Origin of the sequence: Bhargavaea cecembensis DSE10, assembly GCF_000348905.1 — a bacterium.
Taxonomy (GTDB): domain Bacteria; phylum Bacillota; class Bacilli; order Bacillales_A; family Planococcaceae; genus Bhargavaea; species Bhargavaea cecembensis.
The window spans coordinates 20,316-44,816 of sequence record NZ_AOFT01000020.1 but is presented as its reverse complement, the minus strand read 5'-3'; the positions used below and the strand labels follow the sequence as shown (position 1 = coordinate 44,816).

The window sequence follows — 24,501 nt, the reverse complement described above, 5'->3', positions numbered from 1 at the left end:
ACCCGTTCCCTCACCGGTATCAGTTCCAGTCTCCGGCTCCGGATTCTCCTGCTCCACATTCACATTAACATCGTTGTCGACGTTGACCTCGGTGTCAGAGCCGTCCTCCGCCGCTGCACCTTCCCCATCTTCTGCAGGTTCCTCGGCCGTCCCTTCTGCCGGGACCCTCGGATTGACAAACTCAATGGTGTAAGTCGCGATATAGCGGGGCACGACGATGTCGTCAGTATCTACGGGATTCCCTTCCTCGTCGGTTTCTTCATCAAGAGGCGATGCGCTGACATCATTCATAATTGCACTCTCAACTGGAGTCGCAGCCTTCAGACGGGCTAGGTAGTAGGCGGCCTGCTCATAGCGGTCGAATTGGACGGACAGGTCGGCCGTATGCGGGTCGGTATATGTATAGTCCATGATAAATCCTCGGACGGGCAGCAACGAAACGAGATGCCGGAGAAGCGGAGCCGTCGGGAACTGGTAGCTTTCCGCCCAGCCGATGGTCAGCTCCAACTGCTCGCGGTCCGCCATCGTCTCCGTCCCCTGCATGCGGGAACGGATCTCCGCACCCGCCAGGCGCATCTCTTGCGTCCGGGCATCCAGCCGCTCCGCTTCGTCCGCATTCCGGTTCGCCATGATGAAGAACGTCAGCCAGAACAGCATCGCCGAAAGCAGGATGACGAGCGAGAGGATGACGGCCTTTGATCGTTCCCTGTCCCGTTCGGGAAGTAAGTTAATATCAACGAGCAAACGCTACACCTCTTTCAATGCCAGTCCGATCACCCGGTCAAACCGGTCCGGGACTTCACGGCCGGCCGCGTCTTCAATCCGTTCTTTCCGGATACATCCGGCTTCCAGGCGCATCTGGTCCCGGAACATCCTGGACAGCTCTTCGGTCATGCGGCAGTCGCCCGAGATGAGAAGGCAATCGACTGTCTCATTGCCGTCCATCATGTTGTATGTATAGAAATTGATGAGCTTGGAAATCTCCCGGAAGGCAACCTCCGCCGTCCAGCCATCCTCATCCATGTCAACCGACCGCATAAACAGCGGCTGATGCCGGTGGAAAGTCGACACCGTCAGGTCATTTCCGCGGAAATCAGCGATCAGCACATTGCGGTGCGTGTCCAGGTCATGCTGTTGGTAAGCAAGTCGATAAAGCGCAAGCGGCGCGATGTCACATTCGACAGGTTTCAGCTTCGCTTCGTCAAGAGCCCGCTCATACTGACGCACAATCTCTTCTTTCGACGCGATGATGATCGATTCCTTCCCGTCACCCTCACTATCGAACGGAACCACATCAAACAACGGGTCATCAAACGGCAAATACAAAGAAGAGCCGATCTCAATGAAGAAGTAGCCTTTCAGCTCATCTTCAGGGACATCGGCCGGGGTATCCACTTTTCGGATGATGACAAACTGATCAGGAGCGAGGAACCGGACGCGCTTGCGCCGCAGCCCCCAATCCTTCACTGCCCCCTCCACCGCCTCTTCCAACGCTTTTGGGTCGATCACCTTTCCTTCGGAGATGATGCCTTCCGGGAGCGGCCGCTCTTCTGCTCGCTCGATTGTGAGCGGGTTGGTGGAGCGGAGCTCGCTGTAGCGGAGGGCGTCTTCTTCGATTGTGATTGAGATAATGCGTTGTTTGGAGCGGATGAAATTCCAGGGCATGGCTACTACTCCTTTACTGTGCAGAGATTGTAGTTATAGTACCTATGTTACTTTGGTTATTTTGAAGGCTGTTAATATGGTCTCTAGTAGCAGCATTAAAAGTCAGTGTGATACTACCCGCTGTTCCAGTGCCGGTGAAAGTATTTTGTCCATTATTCACCTGTGTAACCAGTGTATTGGCATCTACTGGAAATGAACCGGGATCATCAAGATATCCACTTGTCTGAAGTTCCTGGGTAGTTGCAGTATTTGGGGTACTATCATTAGTTACCTCTGCAAAATAAAGATCTGCAGCAGACATGATATTAATTGCGTCAGACTTTATTGCACCAGTTCGACTATTGTCCATGATATTACCTATTGCCGGAATTGCAATCGCAGCAATAATACCAAGAATAACAATAACCGCCAAGAGCTCAATAAGCGTAAGGCCCTTTTCCTCTTTTAATTTTTTTTGAATGAATTTCAACATGATGATTCATTCCTCCTCTGTCGTATGGTGTAGGTTTTCTACGATTCTATTATAGCAATACCCATTACCATAAAATAGATTCACAATGTAAAAAATCAGTCAGATAGTCCTTCGTGTTAACAAATATTTAACAAATGACTAGCCAACTTGCTCATACATGCTGAACATCGGAACCATGATCGCCATGACGATAGTCCCGACGATGACAGCGAGAAAAATCATCATGAGCGGCTCAATCAAGGATTTTAGCCGCTCTGTTGCCGTGTCTACTTCCTTTTCATAGAATTCCGCTACCTTGCCAAGCATCTGGTCTAGTGCCCCTGTCTGCTCACCTATAGCAATCATGTGAGGAATGAGAGGTGGGAATGCCCAGTGGCCGGTCATCGGGCCGGCGATGGAATTCCCTTTTTGCAGGGCGTCACGCGATTCCCTCACTACACGCTTGATGACTTCGTTGTCGACAACCCGTTCGACCATTGCCATCGCCTGGAGAATCGGTACGGAACTTGTAAATAGGGAGCTGAGTGTCCGGGTCATTGAGGCCAAGGCAGACTTTTTCATCAAGTCGCCGATCAATGGCATTCGAAGAAGGATAGTATCTAGGATATACTTTCCTTCCTTGCTGCGATGCATGAAGTAGATTGCTAGAACAAGCAACAAAACAAATCCGACTATCAGATACCAGAATCGCTGCATGAACTGACTTGCTCCGAGGACAAAGAGCGTGATTGCAGGCAGTTCCGCTCCGAGACTGTCGAACATGTCAACGAACATTGGAACAATTGAAACCAGCAGGAAGATGACGACTCCGAATGCTAGTACAAGGACGACCACCGGATAGACCATTGCAGAAACGACTTTCTGACGGGTCGCATACGACTTCTCGTAGTGCATGGCGAGCCTGTCCAGTGAATCGTCAATGTTACCGGAAGCTTCTCCCGCTGCAATCATATTGAGTGTGAGCGGCTCGAATGCTTTCGGATGCTTCGTCATCGCGTCACTTAGCGAGCCGCCTCCGCGCAGGTCGTCAGCGATTTCCGACAGGATCTTCCGGAACGGCTTGGATTCGACTTGCTGGGACAGGATGTGAATCGCATCAACAATCGTCACCCCGGCCCGGAGAAGCGTCGAAAATTGCTGGAGAAACATGATGAGCTGAGGCCGTTTGACAGGTTTCCCGATTGTGATCTCTTTCGTCAGCGTCGTTTCCGGCAGTTCGTTCAAGTTCAGTACGCGGATCCCCTGCTCGCGAAGTTTCATGACCGCTTCGCGTTTGGTATCCGCCTGGATGGTGCCTTTGCGGACGCGCTTTGTGTCGCGCCCTTCATACTGAAACCGCGGCATCAGTGGTCATCTCCTTCAAGATACGGTTTGGCCGTTTCGTAGGAAATTGCACCGGTGTCGACAAGTTTCTGGATTGAGGATTCCATCGTGTGCATGCCGATCGCGCGGTTTGTCTGGATCACACTCGGGATCTGGTGAATCTTCTCGGTCCGGATCAGGTTGCCGATCGCCGGTGTGTTGATCATGATCTCCGTTGCGGCGCGGCGGCCCTGCCCGTCTGCCGTCTTGAACAGGCGCTGAGAGATGACACCGGTCAAAACACCCGCAAGCTGAACACGAATCTGTGTCTGCTGGGACGGAGGAAATACGTCAATAATCCGGTCGATGGTGGATGCGGCACTCCATGTGTGGAGCGTGCCGAAGACGAGGTGTCCCGTCTCCGCCGCAGTGATGGCGATCGAAATCGTCTCCAAATCCCGCATCTCCCCGACGAGAATGACATCCGGGTCCTGCCGGAGTGCAGCACGAAGGCCGTTTGCGAATGAATCGGTATCGAACCCGACTTCCCGCTGGTCGATGATCGACGCGCCGTGGTTATGGACGAACTCGATCGGGTCCTCGAGTGTGATGATATGTTTCCGGGTGGTTTCGTTGATATGCCGGATCATTGCCGCGAGGGTCGTCGACTTACCCGATCCGGTCGGGCCGGTGACGAGGATCATCCCCTGTGGTGTTTCCGCCAGCCGCTTTAAAGTGTCCGGCATGCCAAGTTCCTCGACAGTCAAGATCTTCGTCGGGATGGTCCGGAATGCGAGGGAGATTGAACCGCGCTGGCGGTATGCGTTCACTCGGAAACGCGATACACCCGGGACAGAATAGGAAAAGTCCAGCTCGCCCTTCTCAAGGAACTGGTCATACAGTTTTTCCGGGATGACGGTTTTTGCAATCCCTTCGGTAAACTCCGGCGTGTTCACTTCTTTGCCGTATCGTTTTAGGTCCCCGTGGACACGGAAAACGGGCGGGACGCCGACCGTCAGATGGATGTCCGATGCCTTGAGTTTGAATGCTGCAGTTAAAAGCCCGTCGATTGTCTGTTTCATCATTCCACCGCCTTAATCCAGCATTGCGACGCGGAACACTTCTTCCGTCGTCGTGATTCCCTGTTTGACTTTCAGCAACCCGTCATCCAGAAGGAAGATCGTTTTATTACGGATGGCAATCTCGCGGAGCTTCGTGACGGTATCGCCACGGTTGATCGCATTCCTCATTTCGTCATCCAGGACAAGAACCTCATGGATTGCAATCCGTCCGCGGTAGCCGGTCATGTTGCAGGACGGGCAGCCCTTGCCGCGCATGACCTGCTCGATCTTGATGCCCCGCTTGGCCGCTATTTCCTTTTCCCTCTCGGTCGCCGGCTCCTCCGTCTTGCAGTCCCGGCACACCCTACGCAAGAGACGCTGGGCAACAACCGCGTTCAGTGAAGCCGTGACAAGGAACGGCTCCACGCCCATGTCGAGCAATCGGGTAATCGTCGCGATGGAGTCATTGGTGTGAATCGTGCTGAGGACGACGTGCCCCGTTAAAGATGCCCGGACCGCAATTTCAGCCGTCTCCACGTCACGGATTTCCCCGACCATGACGATGTCCGGGTCCTGCCGGAGGATGGACCGGAGTCCTGCTGCGAACGTCATCCCGACATTTGAGTTCACCTGTACCTGGTTGATGCCGTTCAGCTGGTACTCGACCGGATCCTCGACCGTCACGATATTCACTTCTTCACGGTTCAGCTTGTTGAGCGCCGCATAAAGCGTCGAGGATTTCCCTGAACCGGTCGGACCAGAAATCAATACGATGCCGCTCGGCTTCGTGATCTCCTTCATGAACCGCTCCAGGTTAATCCGGTTAAATCCGAGATGCGTCAGGTCAGCAAGCGAGTTGCTCAGGTCGAGGATCCGCATGACGATCTTTTCACCGTAGACGGTCGGCAGCGTCGATACACGCAGGTCGATCGGGCGGAAGTCGACATTCGTCTTGATCCGGCCGTCCTGCGGCACGCGGTGTTCCGTGATGTCGAGGTTCGCCATGATCTTGATCCTGGCATTGATCATTGGCTGCATATGCTTCGGCAGCATCCGCTCGTCATGGAGCATCCCGTCGATCCGGAACCGGATCAGCAGCTGATGCTCCCTCGGATCGATATGGATGTCCGACGCCTTCTGGATCACTGCGGCGGTGAGGATCTGGTTGACGAGGCGGACGACCGGAGAGTCCAGGTCAGTCAGGTTATCCTCGTCCTCCTGCTGAAGCCGCTCCTGCTCGATAAACAATTCGTCGAAGGACTCTTCGTAGAATTTCGCGATTGTCCTCACGATGTCATCCTTGGAAGCGATCACCGGCTCGATCTGGAAACCGGTGGACAGCCTGAGGTCCTCAATTGCGATATAGTCCATCGGGTCGACCATCGCCACATATAGCCTGTCCTCTTCGGTTTTTAAAGGAACGAGCAGATTACGTTTGGCGAACTCTTTCGGAACGAGGCTGAAAATTTGCGGCTCGAACGGATACCGGAACAGGTTCACATGCGGGATTCCAAGCTGAATCTCGAGCGTCTCGACCAGCTGCAATTCCGTGATCAGCCCCCTCTGCAAGAGCGCATCACCAAGCCGCTGGTCTTTCGGTTTTTCCTTTAGGGTTTCCTGAAGCTGTTCTTCTGTAATGAGCCCCGTTTCAACCAGAATATCCCCAAGCCGTTTTCGTGCCTGGACCATGTGCATCACCTTCCCCGGGCGGCTCATGGTGTGATCGGGTTGCCGCCCTTGTCATATTGGATGTCGTCTTTTCCATTGCCGGAACCGCTTCCGGAGTCGTTGTCCGAACCTGAGCCATTGCCGTTTCCTTGGCCGGAATCGGAATCGGAACCTGAGCCGTTGCCATTGCCGGAGTTTCCGTCGTTGCCGGTGCTTCCGCCGTTCCCGGAATCTCCATTGCCACTACTGCCGGCCCCATTTCCTGTAGTGCCGCCAGACCCCTTGCCGCTACCGTTTCCATCTCCGGAACCGTCCGTACCGCCTTCCGTGTTTTCTGCAGGCTGCTCTTCAGGCTTCAAGCGGTGGACTTCAATGCGATGGACAGGCGGATAAAAGTCGGTCGATACTTCCTCCATCGACAGTTCGATGGCCTCATCAAAGACCGTCTTGATCACAGTCGCCCGGATGCCGTCTTCCCCTGCTTCTTCGATTCTTGGCGCAACAGTTGTCACGTTCTCGCTGAACTGTTTGACGAGCCTTGGCTCGAAAGTTTCCGTGCCTGTGACGGTTGCCGAGTATTCATAAAGGAACGGCAGGCCATGAAGCGACAGGGTCGCCGTGTCACCGGACATTTCGGTTGTAATGGTAAAGGTTGCGCCGTTCGGATTTGTGAACATCAGGTCGGTTCCGGTTGCCGGGTCGACCGCCGCCTCAAATCCGAGGGGGATTCCGTCCGGCAGGCGGTTGCTGATGGACCGCTCGTCGATGACGAAATTCGTATTTAATACAGCCGCATAAAGTAGGGATGCGATTCTCGTCATCTCATCCTTCGTAAGCGATCCGGTTTCCAATGATTCCATCAGCTGCAGGAAAGACACGGTCGCTCCCCCGGCGACTTCCACGCCGTTAAGCGCATCAAGTCCGTTGAGGAGCCCTTCCGTTACGGGCTGTGCTTCAAATGAAGCAGAAGCGGAAACAGTTTCTCCTGCCTTGCGCCCTGCATCGAGGAAGTCACTGATTTGGATATTCGCCGGCATGGTCCCGTTCTGGAGCCTGCGTTCGATGCCGGAAGCGATGGCGCTGATCTCTTCATCGGTCAGGTCCAACTCGCCGAAGTTCTGCTCGAGCAGTGTCTGTACCGCGCCCTCTTTTACACGTACAACCAATGGGTTTTCCTGCCCGCTGTCCGCATCGCTGATGGTGCCTTGCACATCAAATTCAACCGCTTCCTGAGGCAGTTGGAACGAGCCATCCAGGTAACGGACCTCCACCTCGAAGCGGCTTTGCAGATCGCTGACGCCTTCATTCAGGACCTTGGCCGTCTCCGCTTCCTTAAAGTCCGACACATCGTACGGACCGATATATGTATTATCCCCGAAGTCCTTTGATGGGAAGAGCAGATTGCCGGCCAGGAGAGATCCGCCCGACGCAAACAGATAAAAAAAGAATGTGGAGAGGAGAACGCCCAACAGGACGTTCAGGACCTTCTTATTTTCCATCGTCTTTTTCCTCCTCTTCCACAATCCAATCTTCTTCTGTCAGAAGTCCGAACGGATCATCATCCCGAATCACTTCCGGCTTTTCAATCTTCTCATCATGCGTCTCGGGTACCGGCCGGGCTTCCAGCCAGGACTCCAGATCTCCGTCATCCAAATAATCTTCTTCATCAACGTAAGAGGACTCCTTCGGCTGATCCGGTTTCTCCACCTGCGGCTCGGCTGCCACATCAATTGGCTCCAAATAATCACCATCCCCTACCGGTTCCGGCGACACCGCCTCCTCAGCCGTTTCCGGGACAAGGTCAATCTCCGGTGTATCCAGGTCGGTCAGGATCTCCAGTTCACCATCTTCAATACTGGAAGCAAAGGATTCATCCACATGAAGGTCTCCAGGCGGCTGCTCAATAGCGGCCATGCCCGGAAGGACAATTTCCCGGTAGCCCTCCGGCTCGATCGTATCGGAGTCCTCTGCCAGAATGCCGGCCCGGATGTCTTCCGGGGCCACGGCGATCTCGTCGTCTGCGCTGGCAGGCCGGTCATCCTCCAGCCGGATCGGCTCGGACAGTTCATCCGGCACGCCTTCGGTGACCGTCTCACCCGGCAGCCGGTTGGCGATCAGCACCGCCGCCGCAAACGACAGACCGATCATCGCAAGTGCCGAATAATAGAACGCGAAATGGTTCTGAATATAAATGCCGGCCAGCGCGATCACGAACCCCGCGGCTGCCATGATGACCATTGCCTGCCCCGCTTTTCCTTTTGTCATCAGGTAGTAGAGGACAGGAAAAACGATGATGGCGGCAATCAGGAGAAATATGTAATCCAGCATGTCGGGCCTCCTTTCAAAGTTTAATAGTCTACTTGGATATCGTAGTTGGGATCGAGCACACTGGGAACGGACATATCTACTGGCCTGGTCACTGTTTTCTTCTGCGTTACTCCACATTTCTCAAGGAATGAGGCATAGCTGGGTGCTCGAACTACATAGTAATCGTTGTTTTGCTGCAATCGGAATGTTTTATTGGGGTCTCTCGAGTAGTAAATCAGGGATCCGCTATCAGTGAAGTTAGCGTCTTTTGACAGTCGGATGAGGTCTTCACTTTTAATCCGATCAATGTCAATACATAGCCGGGAATAGATATCGACATCGAAATGATTTCCCCATTTCAAATCGGCCTGACTGCCGTCCGGATTGCCAAGCACTAGCAAGTTTGTATAAGACATGTTCTGAATGTTGTTGTCAACATTTAACCCTTTTACAATAAGCGTTTGTTTAACGCCGTTTTTCCCGAGATTATTTAAGTTGTTACCGACTGATAATGTCCCATTAATGATCAGATTGGCATTAACCAGGTTGTTCATATTGTTAAATGCCTCAACTTCTCTTGAATCTACAACGACATTCACACCGGAGAAATTCATGTTATTAAGATTGTTACATTTTGACTCACATACATCTTGCACGAAATTGCTGGTGAAGACTGTGAAATCTCTTGGATCCTGCCCTGATGAATCGATCTTATCAACGATATCATTCAACGAATCATCGGCTTTACATTTATAGGGGGCGGTCGCAGTTCCAGACTTGACGTTATCTATCAGTGTACTGCAGGAAATTGTGGGAGCCTGTGGATTAAAAATGTCTTCGTAACTCATATCCTCATTTACTTCAACGAAGGTCGTCTGCACCTTTTCGGCTTCATCAGGATTCAGAAATCGTTCGGGAACCGGGAAAATGACGGTCGCCATCAATGTGCTTGTCCGTTCATCCGCTTCCCCTTTGACCGTCATGTTCATCTCGATTTCTTTAAGATTGGCTACCGGCAGATCTGAACTTAGATTGGAAGTCACGTTCTCAATGTAAAAGCCCGCCTGGCCGGCAAACTCTTTTTTCAGGTTGATCGTACTTGTATCATCCTTGTAAGCATTGATTAGGGCGTATACTTTTTCGAAAAACAATGCCCGCATATCTGATTCGATGCGGCTTTCATAAGCTTGCCGGTCTTGTTCACTATCACAATCTTCACCTATCGGAGGCTGGATGCATTCTCTGAGCTTGTTGATCCTGATTTGCGTTTCCAGATTGATGTCATCAAGCAACTGATTGAAATCTTCTTCGAAATGGGCCGTTTCATATTGAATGCCCATTTCCGCTGCTGCAACTGACTGATTCCCTGATTCGACAGTGCGTTCCTGAAAAGAATGGTTCATTGAAGTAGCCATAAAGGTGGCGGCAAAGGCAAGCAATAAAGTGATCACCAGCAATACGATAATGAGTGTGTAGCCATTTTCATCACGGAGTGGATTCTGTGCTGTCCTCTTCATTGCTGCCCTCCTCCTTGAACCGGGAAAACGTTGTTTCCTGAACCAATTCTTTATAATTTCCGTCTTTCAACGTGATTCGAGCCCTCAGGTTTTCCCTTTGTGGGTCGATGATTGTATCGGAATTCATATTTTCACAGACGGTTTTTGTGTCTTGCAGACTCACTCTGCAAATGCCCAGACCGTAATCCTCGCTGCTGTAAGTGGAGCTGCTCTTTGTCGATGTTGTGCATTGACCATCCCTCAGCTCATTACGGTTGTCGTCCAACTCCCGGGAAAAGGTTATGATTTCAATGCCATTGTCTTTTTGTGCAATTGCATAGCATGCGCCTGAGCGATGGATTTGTGTGATCCGTGATATCGTCAGATTCATTTCCTGCTGCATGGCGAGATTGTTCGTTTCAAGAGACTGATACCTCGTACCGATGGAGAAAATCGTCATAATAATGACCACTACCATCCCCGCCAATGCCAGTGCAGCAATCAGTTCTACTAAAGTCATTCCTTTTTGTTCTTGAATTTTCTTCATCATATACTTTCCTCTGCCACATCCGGTGGGTACTCTATTTCAAGATAGGCATATGTTTCTGACATTTTCCTTGATGTGCCACCTTCCATGACAACGAGATGCACCTGATGAAGATAAACGGGATGAAACTGTTCGTCTTCCTCAGCAGGATAGATAAAAGCTTCCACATAGTATCCATTTGGCAACTGATAGGAAAGGATGATTTCTCCCGATGAACCGGCCGTCGAATTGACTACTTCCACATCCGGATGAATTTCCTCAAGTTCCGTGCCGATGTTCGTATCAAAAGATTGCACCTGCACCTGTTTGACCAATTCGATTTCAGCCCTTGCAATGCTCATCGCATCCAATTTCACTTCCGTCCGTTCATTAAAGAACGTCATCTGCGGGAAGATGGCCATGATGCCGATAAAGACGATGCCGATGATCACGAGTGTGGCGAGGATTTCCACAAGTGTCAGGCCCTGTTCATTCCTCTTGAAAGCCCGTATGTTCATCCTCCGCCCTCCCCGACTCTATGATTCTCTTATTATCCTGCATTCGACAGTTGTTGTCATTTTCCTTTTCCCCAGTGTCGATGTTTCGACACACAAAAAGACCGGTTGCCCGGTCCGGTCACACTTGGTATACGCCAACCTTATTTCTCCCCGACTGTTTTCCTCCGACATAAAGCGCACGGTCGGCATTTCTGAGCAGATCCATCGGCTCGTCCGTATCTTCGGGAACGCTTGCGACGCCGAAGCTTGCGGTGATGCTGACGAACTCCTTTGTCCGCTCATCCCCGAGGTCCGGCCGGATTTCGAACACTGAGTGTTCAATGTACTTCCGCAGCCGTTCTGCAAAACCGACGGCCTCTTCCTTCCACCATCCCGGCAGCAGGATGACAAATTCTTCACCGCCGAACCGGGCGGCGTGGCCCTTTCCCTCCGTTTCCTTCTCGAGGATGGCCGCCAGACTGACAAGGATATCGTTCCCGCTCTGATGGCCGTATGTGTCGTTCAGCCGCTTAAAGTGGTCGATATCCAAAATGATGAGCGACAGCCGGCTGAGCACACCGCCGTTCACATTGCTTACCCGGCGCTCGAGTTCGCTCTCCAGCCATCTGTAATTGTGCATCCCGGTCAATGGACAGCGTTCGCTGTGCGAAGCGGCGGTCTCGACATACCTCGCCTTTTCCAGCGACACGGTGAAGTGGGTGCACAGCAGGTCGAAAATCTGGACGTCCTCCCTGGCAAACAGGTGGCGCCTGTATGCCCCCGCCACCACATAACCGGTCAGCTGGTCTTCGTTCAGGAGAGGGGCGACCATCACACTCTCGATTCCCTCCGGTAAGCCGAACGGCAATTCGCGCTGCCATTCCCTTGCAGTGCCGAAAACCGATGCCTCTACCCTGTCAAGGTAACTCCCGGCACTCTCCGTGATCAAAAGATGACGCGGGTTCTCCGTAAGCGCATCTTCCTCCCATGCACTTGTGGCAAGCAACCGTCCCTCCGCTGAATCGACCAGATAGACGATGTCCGCACCCTGCGACTGGCGGATCCTATGGATGAATAGCCGGATCAGTTCCTCGCTGTTGAGCCGGCCAGCGAGTTCATAACCCGTTTTCGAGGCCGATCTGAGCCTCCGGTTTACCCCTTCGCTCGTGTTGTATCGGGCCGCGAACAGCAGCGCGATAAAAAACGGGATCAGGATCGGAAAAAGGCCTCCGGGTCCGTATGAACGTTCCAGGAAGTAAGCCGCGATTCCGAATGGGAAAATGACGAGAAGCGATGCCGCATCCCACACCGTTTCCCTGGACCGGAAATGGTACGGCCTTCCGAACAGTTTGGAGTCGGCCAGCATGCAGAGATGGTTGGCCGCAAGGTGCGCCATCATATAAAGCAGCCCAAAGCCGATTATATGGGGAACGGACATACTGCCGGTCACCCCGCCCGCAAGAAAGAACACACCCGCCGCAAAAACGGACGAGAAAAAGAAAATCAGTGAATTGATCACAAAGCGATGGACCGGAGGCAGCGCCGACTTAGTGAAAAGGACAGATGCGAGCACGACCAGCTGTGAAGCCAGCGCTTCGGCGCCTGCCCCGAACCTGAGGAAGATCGCAATCAGCAGCCACTGCTGGAATGAGACGGTAATGTTTCTGAACTCCAGCGGAAAAAGCCCGGTGACAACGGCGGCAGCCGCCATGATCGTATAGGCGATCCAGTCATCGACGCCACGGCCAAGCTGCCAGAGCATGGCCATGCCGCCCGGCACGAGCAGCAGCCAGACCAGCGGCAGTGAAACCCGCTCCCCCTTCCCGATTCTCATCAGATTCACTCCCCCGTCTTTATCCCGTATAGGCGGCCACTTTGTTCCGGCCGACCTGCTTGGCTCCCGTGTAAAGTGCCCGGTCGGCATTCCGGATCAGCCCCAGGGCGCTGTCACCGTCTGCAGGCGCTGTTGCCACACCGATGCTGACAGTGACCGGAATCATCGCAGGGGCAGCTTCTCCGTTTGATTCCACCGTGAAGGCATGATGCTCCACTTCACTGCGGAATGCTTCTGCAAAGGCGATGGCCTCATCCTTCATCACTCCGGGCAAGAGGACGACAAACTCCTCTCCGCCGTAGCGGCTGACCGTCCAGGACGGGTCCGAACGTTCCTGAAGCAGCAGGGCAAATTCGGCCAGTACCCTGTTTCCGCCATGATGCCCGTGGATGTCATTGATTTTCTTGAAATGGTCAATATCGAGCATGACACAGGAAAGCCCGTCGGCCCTGCCGCTGTTCACCTTTTCCATTTCCCTGTGGAGCGTCGTCTCCATGTAACGGTAGTTATACAGCCCTGTGAGTGCGCACCGCTCGCTTTCCTGCACCGTTTTCTGCACATGCCGTGCTTTTTCCAGGGCCACCGCCAGATAGGATCCGAGCAGCTCCAGCACACGTAGCTGGGACTCTTCATAGGCATACGGTCGCTTGGACATGACCGTGATCACACCTTCCACCGTTTTGTTGCGGATAATGTGGACACCGATCAGACTTTCCGCCTCCGGATGGATGGAACCGTTTACAAAAACCTCCCATCCATCCCGGCTTCCGTACAACCGGCCCTTCGGTGAATGGTAGACCATGGAGCCGATTCCCGTGTCGGCGTCCCTGCGCTGCCAAGCGCCGGAAAGCACTTCCCCGTTCTCCACTAGCTTCAGTGGTTCAATACGTCCGTTCCTGACGTCATAGATATAGAGAAAATCCACAGGCAGCAGCTCCGGCACTTTCCTGACGAACAGGTCCAGCACCTCCGTCTGGGTCAGTTTGCCGGACATCCCGTGCCCGAGTTCTGCCGCTTTGGCCAGCATGTCATTGACCCGCTCGGTCGTGTCGTACAGGCGCAGCAGGAAGATGATGCTGAAAAACGGAACGGCCAGGACCGGCAGGCTCACCGGGCCGATGGCAAGGTACAGATAATAACCGGACAGCGCATAGGGAAGCACAACCAGCGCCGATACCAGATCCTGCCTGATCAGTCTGAACCGGAACGGATACGGGTTCCCGATCAGCTTCTGATAAAGCCGGACAAAGCCGATATTTCCTGATGTATGGACGGCCAGGTAGACGGCAGCAGGAAGTGCGAGATCCGAAAAGCCCATCCCCTTTGTGATGCCGCCCGTTGCATAAAAAGCGGCGCCTGATGCGACAGACAGTACGAAGAACATAAGCGAATTAAAGAAAAACCGCTGCAGCGGATCCGGACTTTTTCTGTTTCCGGGAACGGCAGCCAGCAGTGCCAGCTGCATCATGACCGCCTCAACAAAGATCCCGCCGAGAAAAAATGCCGGCAGGGTCAGCCAGCCGACAAGAGTCAATGGCATTCCGTTCCGGCTGACAGGAAAATACACAGCCAACATCGCGAGCAGTGTGGCCACGGCAAAAATCGGGATGTGTCCGGGGTCAAGCGGTTCCCTGATTTGCCAAAGCCATGCGAATCCCGCCGGAACCGTGAGCAGCCAGGCAACCGGGACCGCCAGCCGTATGTGCTTTCCGAACCGAACCATCCCGTTCCCCCTCCCGCTGTCCAATTAATAGTCACTATTAAATACTTTACCAAATCTTTGAATCAATGTCCCCGTAATTTTCAAAAAATTATAGGAAATGCGGACGGAGTTCCGACAGAAGGTATAGTGAGCCGGTCACGACCAGCGGCAGATCCTCATGGGCCCATCTGCCCTGCGGAATCTGCGCCGCTTTTATCTGCTTAGACGGGATATCTGTGCAGGCTGCAAGAAGTTGTGCGGGTGCCGCGTCCTGATGGTCGAAGTCAAGGAAGATAAACGAATGCGCGACCGGTTCGAGTATCCGAATCACGCTCCGGTAATCCTTTCTTTCGAGCATGCCGACCATGAAACGGACCTTCGCCTCCTGGCCGAATCTATCTTTGACGGTATGGACGAGCGCTTCTGACGCAGCCGGGTTATGGGCACCGTCCAGGAAAACGTTCGGCCGGATTTCCTCGAACCTTCCTGGGAGAAAAGCGGATTCCGCCCCTGTCTTCAGTTTTTCCGGTTCGATGGGAACCCCCGCCGCCTTTAGTGCTTCAGCGGCGAGCGCCAGGTTCACTTCCTGGTGGGGACCGGATAGACCCGGACGGATACCGGGGATTGCGGTAAAGTCGCTGCCATAGATGAAGACCGGTGCGCCGGCTTCATTTGCGGCCCGAGTGACTTCATACAGCGCTTCAGGTTGGAGCGGCCCGATGATCCCCGGTTTGCCGGGCTTCAAAATCCCGGCTTTGTGCCAGGCAATCTCTTTTATGGTGTCGCCGAGGAAGCCGGTGTGGTCCAGGCCGATCGATGTGATCACGGATGCTTCGGGCTCGACGACATTCGTGCTGTCGAATCGCCCGCCCATGCCGGCCTCAAGGAAAACGAGATCCGGCCTGTGGTTGTTGAATATAATGAATGCCGCGGCTGTCAGCAGCTCGAAATCCGTGAGCAGACCCGAGATCCCGGCTTTCTTCATTTCGGCAAAGGCCGAGTCGGCTTCTTTTTCCGTGATCGGCCTGCCGTCAAGCCGGATCTGGTCGTGGAGGTCGATCATGGCAGGAGACGTGAATGATCCCGTCCGGAGACCGTGTGCGCGTGCAATCGATTCCATGAACGCCACTGTCGAGCCCTTGCCGTTCGTCCCGGAGACATGGATAAACCGCGGTCCGCGCTCCGGGTGGCCAAGCTTTGTGAGCGCTTCTTCCATCGCCTCCAGCCCCGGGCGGATCTCATCCGCGCTCATCAGTTCGTGCTTCTTTTGATACAAATCCAGTTTTGGAATCAAAGCCGTCTCCTCCGTGTGGTAAACTATGTGATGAATTCATTTTAGCGTAGAGCGCGGTTTAAGTGGAGGAAGAGCGATGAAGAGTTGTTGGGTCATTTATAATGGCAGCCTCATATCGGATAAGTTTGCGGACCAGGCACGTCTTGTCGCCGAGGCGGCGGAACGCGCAGGGGTCCGGGCAGAAATCCGGAAAAACTATGAGGTGATGATGGATCTGCAGCGCGGCATCGGCGCGCCGCCTTCATTCGTCGTGTTCCTGGACAAAGATATCCTGCTGGCCACCTGGCTAAAGGCATCCGGCATACCGGTATTCAACGATCCGGAAGTGATCGAGACGTGTGACAATAAAGCGAAGCAGTACATCAGGCTCGCCCAGTCGGGGATCCCGATGCCGCGGACAGTGATTGCCCCGAAGGTCTATCCGAACTTCTCGATCTCGGGGACCGGGTATTTCGAGCGGGTGCTTGCCGATTTCGGGCTGCCGATGATCATCAAGGAAGGCCACGGCTCGTTCGGTGCGAAGGTGTACCTGATCGAGACGGAGGAGGCGTTTTTCGAGAAAGTGGAATCCCTTCGCGGCGTCGACTTCGTCTTTCAGGAATTCATCGCTTCTAGCCGGGGCCGCGACATCCGGGTGAACACGGTCGGCAACCGGATCGTCGCGGCGATGTACCGGCACTCAGAGACCGACTTCCGGGCGAATATCACAAACGGCGGTGTCGCGGAGCCCGTGGAGCTGAGTGATGAGCAGCGGGAGGTTGCGCTGGATGCTGCCCGGGCGGTCGGAGCGGAGTTTGCGGGTGTCGACCTCCTGTTCGGACCGGGCGGCAGGCCGCTCGTCTGCGAAGTCAATGCCGCCGCACATATCAGAAACATCTATAACGTGACCGGCATCAACGTGGCCGACGCGATGATCGAATACATACTGGAGAAACTCCAATGAAGCATGGAATCGTTTATTACCGTCCGGATGAGGCAGCCCGCAACGTCGCCTTCATCAAGCTACTGAAGCTGGCTGCCGAGCGGGCGGGCATGCTGCTGACCCTGTCGATGTACCCGGAAGACCTGTCTCCGGATGCGGACTTCGTCATCTTCCGTGAGCGGAACCCGAAACTCGCACGCGAACTTGAACATGCCGGCCACCGGCTGTTTAACCGCGCAAAGATCAACCAGATCGCCAACGATAAGTTCGCAACCTTCCAGCTGGCGACATTCATGGGGGTCCCCGCGGTCCCGAGCCGCCTTGTCGAAAGCCCGGACGAGCTGGACAGCTATCCTGCGGTGCTGAAAACCGTCGACGGCCACGGCGGCGTCGAAGTCGCCCGCGTCCTCGACGAAATGGAAGCCGGCTGGTTCTTCACCCGCTTCATGGACCGCCGCATCATCGGCCAGCCCTTTATCGAATCCGGCGCCGCCGACGTCCGCCTGTTCATGGTCGGCAACGAACTCGCCGGCGCCGTCAAGCGCACCGGCAGCTCCGGATTCAAATCCAACTACACACTCGGCGGCCGCGTCGACCCGCATATGCCGTCAGCCGACATGGTACGCGCCGCCCAGCGCATCGCCCGCGCCCTGAAAAGCGACTACATCGGCGTCGACTTCCTCCTCCTCCCCGACGGAGGCTTCCTCCTCAACGAAATCGAGGACCCCGTCGGCGCCAGATCACTCTATGAAACGAGTGATGTAGACATCGCCGACGTCCTCATGCAGCATATCAGAATGAAGCTGAACGAATAATCCCCCGGCGGGTGAAGGCCGGGGGATTTTTGGGTGTGGTGGGTCGTCTGATGGTGGTGATCTTTCAGGGGTCTTTAATGATCTTTCGCCTACGCTTATTGATCTTTCGCTGCCAGTTGGTGATCTTTCCGGGTCCCATATTGATCTTTCGCCGCTCTGTCCTGCTTGAGCCATGTCTGGATAGCATCCAACACCATTGAAGATCCTGCCAACGCCTCATAATCAGCTTTATAAGCCGAAGACTTTCTGGATCCGATTTTTTCCAAAGGCAGTCTTTCTGCGATACTGCGCGCTGCTTTATGTGTCTTCAGACCGAATAGCTGCATGATTTCCGCAGATGAAATGGTATTGCGGATTAACAGGAACCACGCAAGCAGCGTGAGCAGGTATGGCTTGTGCTCAATTCGATTGCATTTGGCGCACTCCCATTTTCTCTCCGAACGTTTGCTCAACACATTGTTGCAGATGGAGCAAATAGGATTAGTCACAAATTGCGAAGGTTCTGCAATCTGGAGTGGGAATGGCAGATAAGGAATGGAACTCTCAATCATTGCAGCGGCAATTCGGTTGACTTCATTCTCATGTACAACAGGTTTTCGTTCAACATGGCGACGAACCAGATTTCGAGTCTCCCGCAGTTTAAACACCGGCATGCCCTCCCCAATCTCTTCGATGATTGGATTGTTGGCAAACACCACAGCCCCGTACACCGGCGTCCTGAATCCAGCTATCCTCAGCCACTGAAGAAGATTCTCTTGCTGATCACTCAACTGGGCGACCGGGCAGTCATAAACGGATAAAATCCGCCCATCTTCATCTACTTTCCTCAGTTCAGCCGGTCCGGTATGAAACTTCAATCTGCCACCAATTTGCTTGCACTCGATTAACAGGATTCCGCTTTTAGACAGGAGGGCCAGATCCATCTGAAAACGGACCCCGCCCAAGAGTGAAAGAGTAACGTTTTGGACAAGTTCAGTATGCTCCGGCAGCGCAACGGATCGCACCGCCTCAATTACCTTCTGTTCTCCAGCCGCTCCGGCGCGTAAATTTCTTAGTGATCGTTCTGTATCGGAACGTTCCGATGTATAGGGAGGAAGACGTTCAACCGCTTGCCCATAAGCGAATTCCATCAATAATGCGGCGCCCTGTGTAATAACATCCAACACCCGCTTTCTTATTTTCCAAGAGGTTAACACGTTTTCGGGCAACTTGGAATGGACTGTTCCATCTTTGAATTTTGGACGCTTCGATGGCCCCAAAATTGAATTTTGAAGGCTTATGGGTTGAATGATCAACAAGCACTCGTGAAAGATCATCACCAATTCAGGAAATATCAATAAACTCCCGGGAAATATCAACAAGCGGTCGTGAAAGATCATAACCGTCGGCCGCGCCCCGCACCAACAGCGAAACCCCCGCCGTCTCCGGCGGGGGTCACTTCATCTATTCAAATCTCTTTCAGCTCCGCAATACGTTTTTGGACGGAGTCGTATTTTTCCTGGTAGTCCTTCTGCTTGGCGCGTTCTTCTTCGACGACGGCGGCCGGAGCTTTGGAGACGAAGCGTTCGTTCGAGAGCTTGCCTTCCACGCGCTTCAGCTCGCTCTGCCATTTGCCGAGCTCTTTTTCAAGCCGTGCGAGTTCTTCCTCGATATTGATGAGGCCCTCGAGCGGCATAAAGAGTTCGGCGCCGGTGACGACGGCGGACATGGATTTGTCCGGCGCTGCCAGATCGCGGCTGATATTGAGTGTTTCCGGATTGCAGAAGCGCTCGATGTACCCGCGGTTGTTTTCCAGCGCGGCCTGTGTAGAGTCGTCATGCGTCCGGATTGCGAGCGCGACTTTTTTGCTCATCGGCGTGTTCACTTCGGCGCGGATGTTGCGGACCGCCTTAATGACGTCCATGAGCGTCTTCATGTCGCCTGCGCGCTGTTCGTCGGACAGCGACGGGTCGGCAACCGGCCATTTGGCTGCGACGATCGACTCGCCTTCGTGCGGCAGGCTCTGCCAGATTTCTTCCGTGATGAACGGCATGAACGGGTGGAGCAGGCGCATCGTGTTGTCGAGGACGTAAGCGAGGATCGAGCGGGTCGTCTTCTTCGCCGCTTCGTCTTCGCCGTACAGCGGCAGCTTCGCCATCTCGATGTACCAGTCGCAGAAGTCGTCCCAGATGAAGTTATACAGTGCGCGGCCGACTTCACCGAACTCGTATTTGTCTGCGAGCTTCGTCACGGTCTCGATCGTTTCGTTCAGGCGGGTAAGGATCCACGCATCCGCTGCGGACTTCTCGCCGGTAAGGTCGATTTCCTCGTACTTCAGGCCATCCATGTTCATCAGTGCAAACCGCGACGCGTTCCAGATCTTGTTCGCGAAGTTCCAGACAGACTCGACTTTCTCATTGGAGAAGCGAAGATCCTGCCCCGGGGACGAGCCCGTCGCGAGGAAGTAGCGCAGAGAGTCTGCGCCGTACTGGTCGATGACGTCCATCGGGTCGACGCCGTTGCCGAGCGACTTCGACATCTTGCGGCCGTCTTCCGCGCGGACAAGTCCGTGGATCAGCACGTCGTCGAACGGACGCTCGCCGGTGAATTCAAGTCCCTGGAAAATCATCCGGGAAACCCAGAAGAAGATGATGTCATAGCCCGTCACAAGTGCATCCGTCGGGTAGTAGCGCTTGAACAGTTCGTTTTCCTCATCCGGCCAGTTCAATGTCGAGAACGGCCAGAGGGCAGACGAGAACCATGTGTCGAGGACGTCTTCGTCCTGCTTCCAGTTTTCCGCGTCTGCCGGCGCTTCCATGCCGACGTACACCTCTCCGGTTTCCTTGTGGTACCAGGCCGGGATCTGGTGGCCCCACCAGAGCTGGCGGGAGATGCACCAGTCGCGGATATTTTCCATCCAGTTCAGGTACGTCTTTTCGAAGCGCTCCGGAACAAAGTTGACTTTGTCCTCGCCCTTCTGGAGCTCGACCGCAGCCTCCGCGAGCGGTGCCATCTTGACGAACCACTGCGTGGACAAATACGGTTCGACGACTGCCCCGCTCCGCTCGGAGTGTCCGACCGAGTGCATATGCTCTTCGATTTCGAAGAGGACGCCCATTTCCTGAAGGTCCTTGACGATCTGTTTGCGGCACTCGAAGCGGTCCATGCCCTGATACTTGCCCGCGCGCTCGTTCATCGAGCCGTCTTCGTTCATGACCAGAACGCGCTCGAGACCGTGACGGTTGCCCACTTCAAAGTCATTCGGGTCGTGCGCCGGTGTGATTTTCACCGCGCCGCTTCCGAAGTCCATCTCGACATAGTCGTCGGCAACGATCGGGATTTCGCGGCCGACGATCGGCAGCTTGACCGTCTTGCCGATCAGGTGCTTGTAGCGCTCATCTTCCGGATGGACGGCGACAGCCGTATCGCCGAGCATCGTCTCGGGACGTGTCGTCGCGATTTCGATCGATCCCGTGCCATCTGCGAGCGGGTAGCGCATATGATAGAAGGCACCCTGTACGTCTTTGTAAATCACCTCGATGTCAGAAAGGGCCGTCTTCGTCTGCGGGTCCCAGTTGATGATGTACTCGCCACGGTAGATCAGGCCTTTTTCATACAGCTTGACGAAGACGGTGCGGACCGCTTCCGACAGGCCCTGATCCAGCGTGAAACGCTCGCGGGAATAGTCGAGGCCGAGGCCGAGCTTTGCCCACTGTTGCCGGATATGCCCGGCATACTCCTCTTTCCATTTCCACGATTCTTCAAGGAACTTCTCGCGGCCGAGGTCATAGCGGCTCTTGCCTTCTTCCTTGAGCTTGCCTTCGACCTTCGCCTGTGTCGCGATGCCGGCATGGTCCATTCCCGGAAGCCAGAGTGCATCATAGCCCTGCATGCGCTTCATGCGGATCAGGATGTCCTGGAGCGTCGTGTCCCAGGCGTGGCCGAGGTGGAGTTTGCCCGTGACGTTCGGCGGCGGGATGACGATCGTATACGGCTCCTTGCCGCTTTCCGGCTGCGCTTCGAAAAACTTGCCGTTGACCCACCATTCATACCTGCCGCTCTCGATCGACTGCGGATCGTACTTTGTCGGCAGGGACGTTTCCTGCTGTCCGTTCTGTTCCATCTCAACATCCTCCTTTGTTTCCGGGAAATCAAAAACCCTCCGTCCAATAAAGGACGAAGGGCTGACTTCGCGGTACCACCTTTAGTTCCGGCACGCAAACAAGAGCGGCCGGCGCTCGAAACGATAACGGTCGTCTGACCGGCACTCCGCTACTTGGTTCGCGGAGGCTGCTCACGGGCGACTTCGGACGGCGCTGACGGGAGCTCTCACCAGCCGCTCCCTCTCTCCGGACAACTACCGTTCCTACTCTTCCCGCTCACTGCATCGTTATCCATTTCGTTCATTGTACAAAACCGGCATCCGCCCGTCAATACGAAAGGAGGTGTTCCGCCTTGAGAAAGAACTACAACCCGTGGCTTCTGCCGCCCTGCCTCCGGAAAATCCGCTTTTACTGCAAGATGATCATCATCCCGATCACCGTGTTCCAGCTGATCCGCACGCTGTTCGTCCCGACAACGGGCGACTTCCTCCTGCTCGCGGTGTTAATCGGTCTCTGCGTCGCGTTTTACAAGGATTTTATATGATGGGTACGAAAAGACCGTATACGTATCCTCCAGGCCCGCGATGAATGCCCTGACCTCATCCGGGCTATTTTGTGATGTCTCGGAAGCTTCCACGGCAGCCCGGGGCTTTTCTGCAGTAACGGCGGCGGCAACCGGCTGTCTTTGCTCAGGCTCGGCAGCTGCACGCACCGATGAAGATTCGGTTTCTTCCCGCATGACCAGATCGGGCCTGGATGAAGATTCAGGCTGAGTCTCAAGAACTTCTGCCCTCTCGGAACCCGAGTCATCCGACTCGTCGTCCATGTTGTCACCGTACAGGCAATCGACTTTCCAGGTGACACACAATGCCCCGTCTTCGTTCACATGAGCCCGGACGTCCTGCGCCTTGATTGATGCTCCCTCGCCCGTTTCTGATGGAAGATCGACATAGAGCGGGACCGCATATTCGAAGTAGCCCGTCTCCCCGTCCATGTCAATCTCCTCGATCATCGTCGCGCCCTCAGGCTCCGGGGTCCCCCCCTCACCGTCAAACACCGCCATGCACGTCAGGTGATAAATACCGGTCAGCCGGTACGCATTTTCCGTATGCTCGTCCGTGTACTGGGGCGTCACATTCACCGATTCCGCGCGCACCGGCTCCCCGCAGCCCTGCGGAAAGCGGAACGTCTGCTCCATCGTCCATGCCGACATCGCCATCTGCCTCTCCTCCTCTGTATGTTCGCGCATAAAACAATATATGCATCCGGACGCTCCATTATGGCGGGGACGGGCGATGTATTTTTGGTCGAAGGAATTGAACGAAGGGACGATCACTTGCAGCATGGCTAGCTGAGTTGAAATAAGAAGCCGCAACCTGCAATTTGGCCGCCGAAGTTGAAATAGGGAAACGCAACTTGAAATATGGCCGCTGGACTTGAAACATGGATCCTCAAGTTGAAATAAGGGGTGTCAACCTGCAATAAGGAGCGACATCCCCGCCAGCCTGATAACGCCCCTGCCTCAACAAAAAACCGCCCCATTCCGGGACGGTCACATAATTCATTATCGCTTCAGCTGTCCGAACACCTTGTGGAAGGCTTCCACCGTGCGGTCGATGTGTGCTTCGGTGTGGGCGGTGGAGATGAAGACGCCTTCGAACTGGGACGGCGGCAGGTAGATGCCTTCTTCCGCCATCAGTGCGTAGTACTTGCCGAACAGTTCCGTATCCGACGTCTTGGCGCTTGCGAAGTCGGTTACGTCCTCGTTTGTGAGGAAATAGCCGATCATCGAGCCGGCGCGGTTGACGGTGTGAGGGATGTTGTTCGCCTCTGCCGCTTCGCGGAAGCCGGCCTCCAGGCGGTCGCCGAGCGCCTTGAAGTGGTCGTACGATTCCGGGGTCAACTTTTTGAGCGTCGCGATTCCGGCCGCCATGGCGAGCGGGTTGCCCGATAGCGTGCCGGCCTGGTAGATCGGGCCGGCCGGAGCGACCTGCTCCATGATCTCGCGCTTGCCGCCGAATGCGCCGACCGGCAGGCCGCCGCCGATGACCTTGCCGAGGCAGGTCAGGTCAGGTGTCACGCCGAACAGTCCCTGGCCGCTGTTGTAGCCGACACGGAAGCCGGTCATGACTTCGTCGAAGATCAGAAGCGAGCCGTGCTGTTCGGTCACTTCGCGAAGGCCTTCCAGGAAGCCTTCATTCGGAGGCACGACGCCCATGTTGCCAGCAACCGGCTCGACGATCACCGCGGCGATGTCGTCGCCGAAGTTTTCAAATGCCTGACGGACGGCTTCCAGGTCATTGTAGGCAACGGTGATGGTGTTGCCCGCGATTGAAGCCGGTACACCCGGGCTGTCAGGCAGCCCGAGTGTCGCCACGCCGGAGCCTGCCTTGATCAGGAGCGAATCACCATGCCCGTGGTAGCAGCCTTCGAACTTCAGGATCTTGTCACGGCCGGTCACGCCGCGTGCCACGCGGAGCGCACTCATCGTTGCTTCCGTGCCGGAAGACACCATCCGGACCATCTCGATCGACGGCACGCGGTCGATGACGATGTTAGCAAGTTCGTTTTCGGCGAGAGTGGACGCGCCGAAGCTGGATCCTTTTTCAGCCTGTTCACGGATCGCCGAGACCACATCGTCATCGGCATGGCCGTGGATGAGCGGGCCCCAGGACAGGACATAGTCGATATAGTCATTGCCGTCGATATCCGTAATGACGGCGCCCTTGCCGCTTTCCATGAAGATCGGATCCATATCGACCGCCTTGAACGCGCGGACCGGCGAGTTGACGCCGCCCGGCATCAGGCTGACAGCTTCGGAAAAAGCTTTTTTCGAGTTCTCATACGATCGGGCCAAA

At 54.8% G+C, this 24,501-nt stretch carries 21 protein-coding genes and 1 other annotated feature; of the genes, 3 read left to right on the top strand and 18 right to left on the bottom strand.

The features are described 5' to 3' along the window. The 14 genes from C772_RS14175 to C772_RS14110 form a co-directional block, all read right to left on the bottom strand. On the bottom strand, positions 1 to 744 hold a 744-nt coding region (locus C772_RS14175; RefSeq protein ID WP_051059462.1), incomplete at its 3' end, for a hypothetical protein. Between the two features lie 3 nt (positions 745 to 747). Next, complete coding sequence (gene pilM / locus C772_RS14170) at positions 748 to 1,665, bottom strand: type IV pilus biogenesis protein PilM (RefSeq protein ID WP_008301078.1); 918 nt, start codon at positions 1,663 to 1,665, stop codon at positions 748 to 750. Positions 1,666 to 1,678: 13 nt separating this feature from the next. Beyond that, positions 1,679 to 2,137, bottom strand: coding sequence for a prepilin-type N-terminal cleavage/methylation domain-containing protein (locus tag C772_RS14165; RefSeq protein WP_008301075.1), 459 nt, complete (start codon positions 2,135 to 2,137; stop codon positions 1,679 to 1,681). Between the two features lie 138 nt (positions 2,138 to 2,275). After that, entirely contained in the window at positions 2,276 to 3,481 is a 1,206-nt protein-coding gene (locus C772_RS14160) for a type II secretion system F family protein (protein ID WP_008301073.1), read from the bottom strand. Beyond that, the gene (locus C772_RS14155; protein ID WP_008301071.1) at positions 3,481 to 4,521 is read right to left on the bottom strand and encodes a type IV pilus twitching motility protein PilT; all 1,041 of its coding nucleotides are present in this window, start codon (positions 4,519 to 4,521) and stop codon (positions 3,481 to 3,483) included. Before C772_RS14155 ends, C772_RS14160 begins: the two co-directional genes overlap by 1 nt. Positions 4,522 to 4,533: 12 nt before the next feature. Next, positions 4,534 to 6,189 (bottom strand): GspE/PulE family protein, encoded by a 1,656-nt coding sequence (locus C772_RS14150; protein WP_035002520.1) that lies wholly within the window; start codon positions 6,187 to 6,189, stop codon positions 4,534 to 4,536. A gap of 23 nt (positions 6,190 to 6,212) precedes the next feature. Next, positions 6,213 to 7,667: a VanW family protein gene (locus C772_RS14145; RefSeq protein WP_008301066.1), complete on the bottom strand. Its 1,455-nt coding sequence runs from the start codon at positions 7,665 to 7,667 to the stop codon at positions 6,213 to 6,215. Next, positions 7,657 to 8,496, bottom strand: a complete 840-nt coding sequence (locus C772_RS14140; protein ID WP_008301063.1) for a hypothetical protein — start codon at positions 8,494 to 8,496, stop codon at positions 7,657 to 7,659. The genes C772_RS14145 and C772_RS14140 overlap by 11 nt, the downstream gene beginning before the upstream one ends. 20 nt (positions 8,497 to 8,516) lie before the next feature. Then, on the bottom strand, positions 8,517 to 9,992 hold the full coding sequence (locus tag C772_RS14135) for a hypothetical protein (protein WP_008301061.1): 1,476 nt from the start codon (positions 9,990 to 9,992) through the stop codon (positions 8,517 to 8,519). Then, positions 9,961 to 10,521 (bottom strand): PilW family protein, encoded by a 561-nt coding sequence (locus C772_RS14130; RefSeq protein ID WP_008301059.1) that lies wholly within the window; start codon positions 10,519 to 10,521, stop codon positions 9,961 to 9,963. Before C772_RS14130 ends, C772_RS14135 begins: the two co-directional genes overlap by 32 nt. Beyond that, the gene (locus C772_RS14125; RefSeq protein WP_008301057.1) at positions 10,518 to 11,015 is read right to left on the bottom strand and encodes a prepilin-type N-terminal cleavage/methylation domain-containing protein; all 498 of its coding nucleotides are present in this window, start codon (positions 11,013 to 11,015) and stop codon (positions 10,518 to 10,520) included. The genes C772_RS14130 and C772_RS14125 overlap by 4 nt, the downstream gene beginning before the upstream one ends. A gap of 118 nt (positions 11,016 to 11,133) precedes the next feature. Further along, positions 11,134 to 12,828, bottom strand: a complete 1,695-nt coding sequence (locus tag C772_RS14120; RefSeq protein ID WP_008301055.1) for a GGDEF domain-containing protein — start codon at positions 12,826 to 12,828, stop codon at positions 11,134 to 11,136. A gap of 19 nt (positions 12,829 to 12,847) precedes the next feature. Then, positions 12,848 to 14,551 (bottom strand): GGDEF domain-containing protein, encoded by a 1,704-nt coding sequence (locus C772_RS14115; protein WP_008301053.1) that lies wholly within the window; start codon positions 14,549 to 14,551, stop codon positions 12,848 to 12,850. An 88-nt stretch (positions 14,552 to 14,639) separates the two neighbouring features. Continuing rightward, the gene (locus C772_RS14110; RefSeq protein WP_008301051.1) at positions 14,640 to 15,824 is read right to left on the bottom strand and encodes a bifunctional folylpolyglutamate synthase/dihydrofolate synthase; all 1,185 of its coding nucleotides are present in this window, start codon (positions 15,822 to 15,824) and stop codon (positions 14,640 to 14,642) included. A 76-nt stretch (positions 15,825 to 15,900) separates the two neighbouring features. Between C772_RS14110 and C772_RS14105 the strand changes: the two genes are divergently transcribed. Together C772_RS14105 and C772_RS14100 are read left to right on the top strand one after the other, a co-directional pair. After that, positions 15,901 to 16,767: an ATP-grasp domain-containing protein gene (locus C772_RS14105; protein ID WP_008301049.1), complete on the top strand. Its 867-nt coding sequence runs from the start codon at positions 15,901 to 15,903 to the stop codon at positions 16,765 to 16,767. Then, positions 16,764 to 17,561, top strand: a complete 798-nt coding sequence (locus C772_RS14100) for an ATP-grasp domain-containing protein (RefSeq protein WP_008301047.1) — start codon at positions 16,764 to 16,766, stop codon at positions 17,559 to 17,561. The genes C772_RS14105 and C772_RS14100 overlap by 4 nt, the downstream gene beginning before the upstream one ends. A 95-nt stretch (positions 17,562 to 17,656) precedes the next feature. On the opposite strand, the gene C772_RS14095 is transcribed toward C772_RS14100, so the two are convergent. Then, the gene (locus C772_RS14095; RefSeq protein ID WP_035002518.1) at positions 17,657 to 18,940 is read right to left on the bottom strand and encodes a nuclease-related domain-containing protein; all 1,284 of its coding nucleotides are present in this window, start codon (positions 18,938 to 18,940) and stop codon (positions 17,657 to 17,659) included. Positions 18,941 to 19,008: 68 nt separating this feature from the next. After that, entirely contained in the window at positions 19,009 to 21,663 is a 2,655-nt protein-coding gene (locus C772_RS14090; protein ID WP_008301043.1) for a valine--tRNA ligase, read from the bottom strand. A gap of 46 nt (positions 21,664 to 21,709) precedes the next feature. Beyond that, positions 21,710 to 21,932 (bottom strand) — a binding site (T-box leader). Positions 21,933 to 21,995: 63 nt separating this feature from the next. Between C772_RS14090 and C772_RS14085 the strand changes: the two genes are divergently transcribed. Continuing rightward, complete coding sequence (locus tag C772_RS14085; protein WP_008301042.1) at positions 21,996 to 22,187, top strand: hypothetical protein; 192 nt, start codon at positions 21,996 to 21,998, stop codon at positions 22,185 to 22,187. Here C772_RS14085 and C772_RS16220 read toward each other — a convergent pair. Next, on the bottom strand, positions 22,146 to 22,862 hold the full coding sequence (locus tag C772_RS16220; RefSeq protein ID WP_008301039.1) for a hypothetical protein: 717 nt from the start codon (positions 22,860 to 22,862) through the stop codon (positions 22,146 to 22,148). The genes C772_RS14085 and C772_RS16220 overlap by 42 nt on opposite strands. Positions 22,863 to 23,207: 345 nt before the next feature. Next, positions 23,208 to 24,500, bottom strand: coding sequence for a glutamate-1-semialdehyde 2,1-aminomutase (hemL, locus tag C772_RS14075; RefSeq protein WP_008301037.1), 1,293 nt, complete (start codon positions 24,498 to 24,500; stop codon positions 23,208 to 23,210). Position 24,501 lies beyond the last annotated feature (1 nt).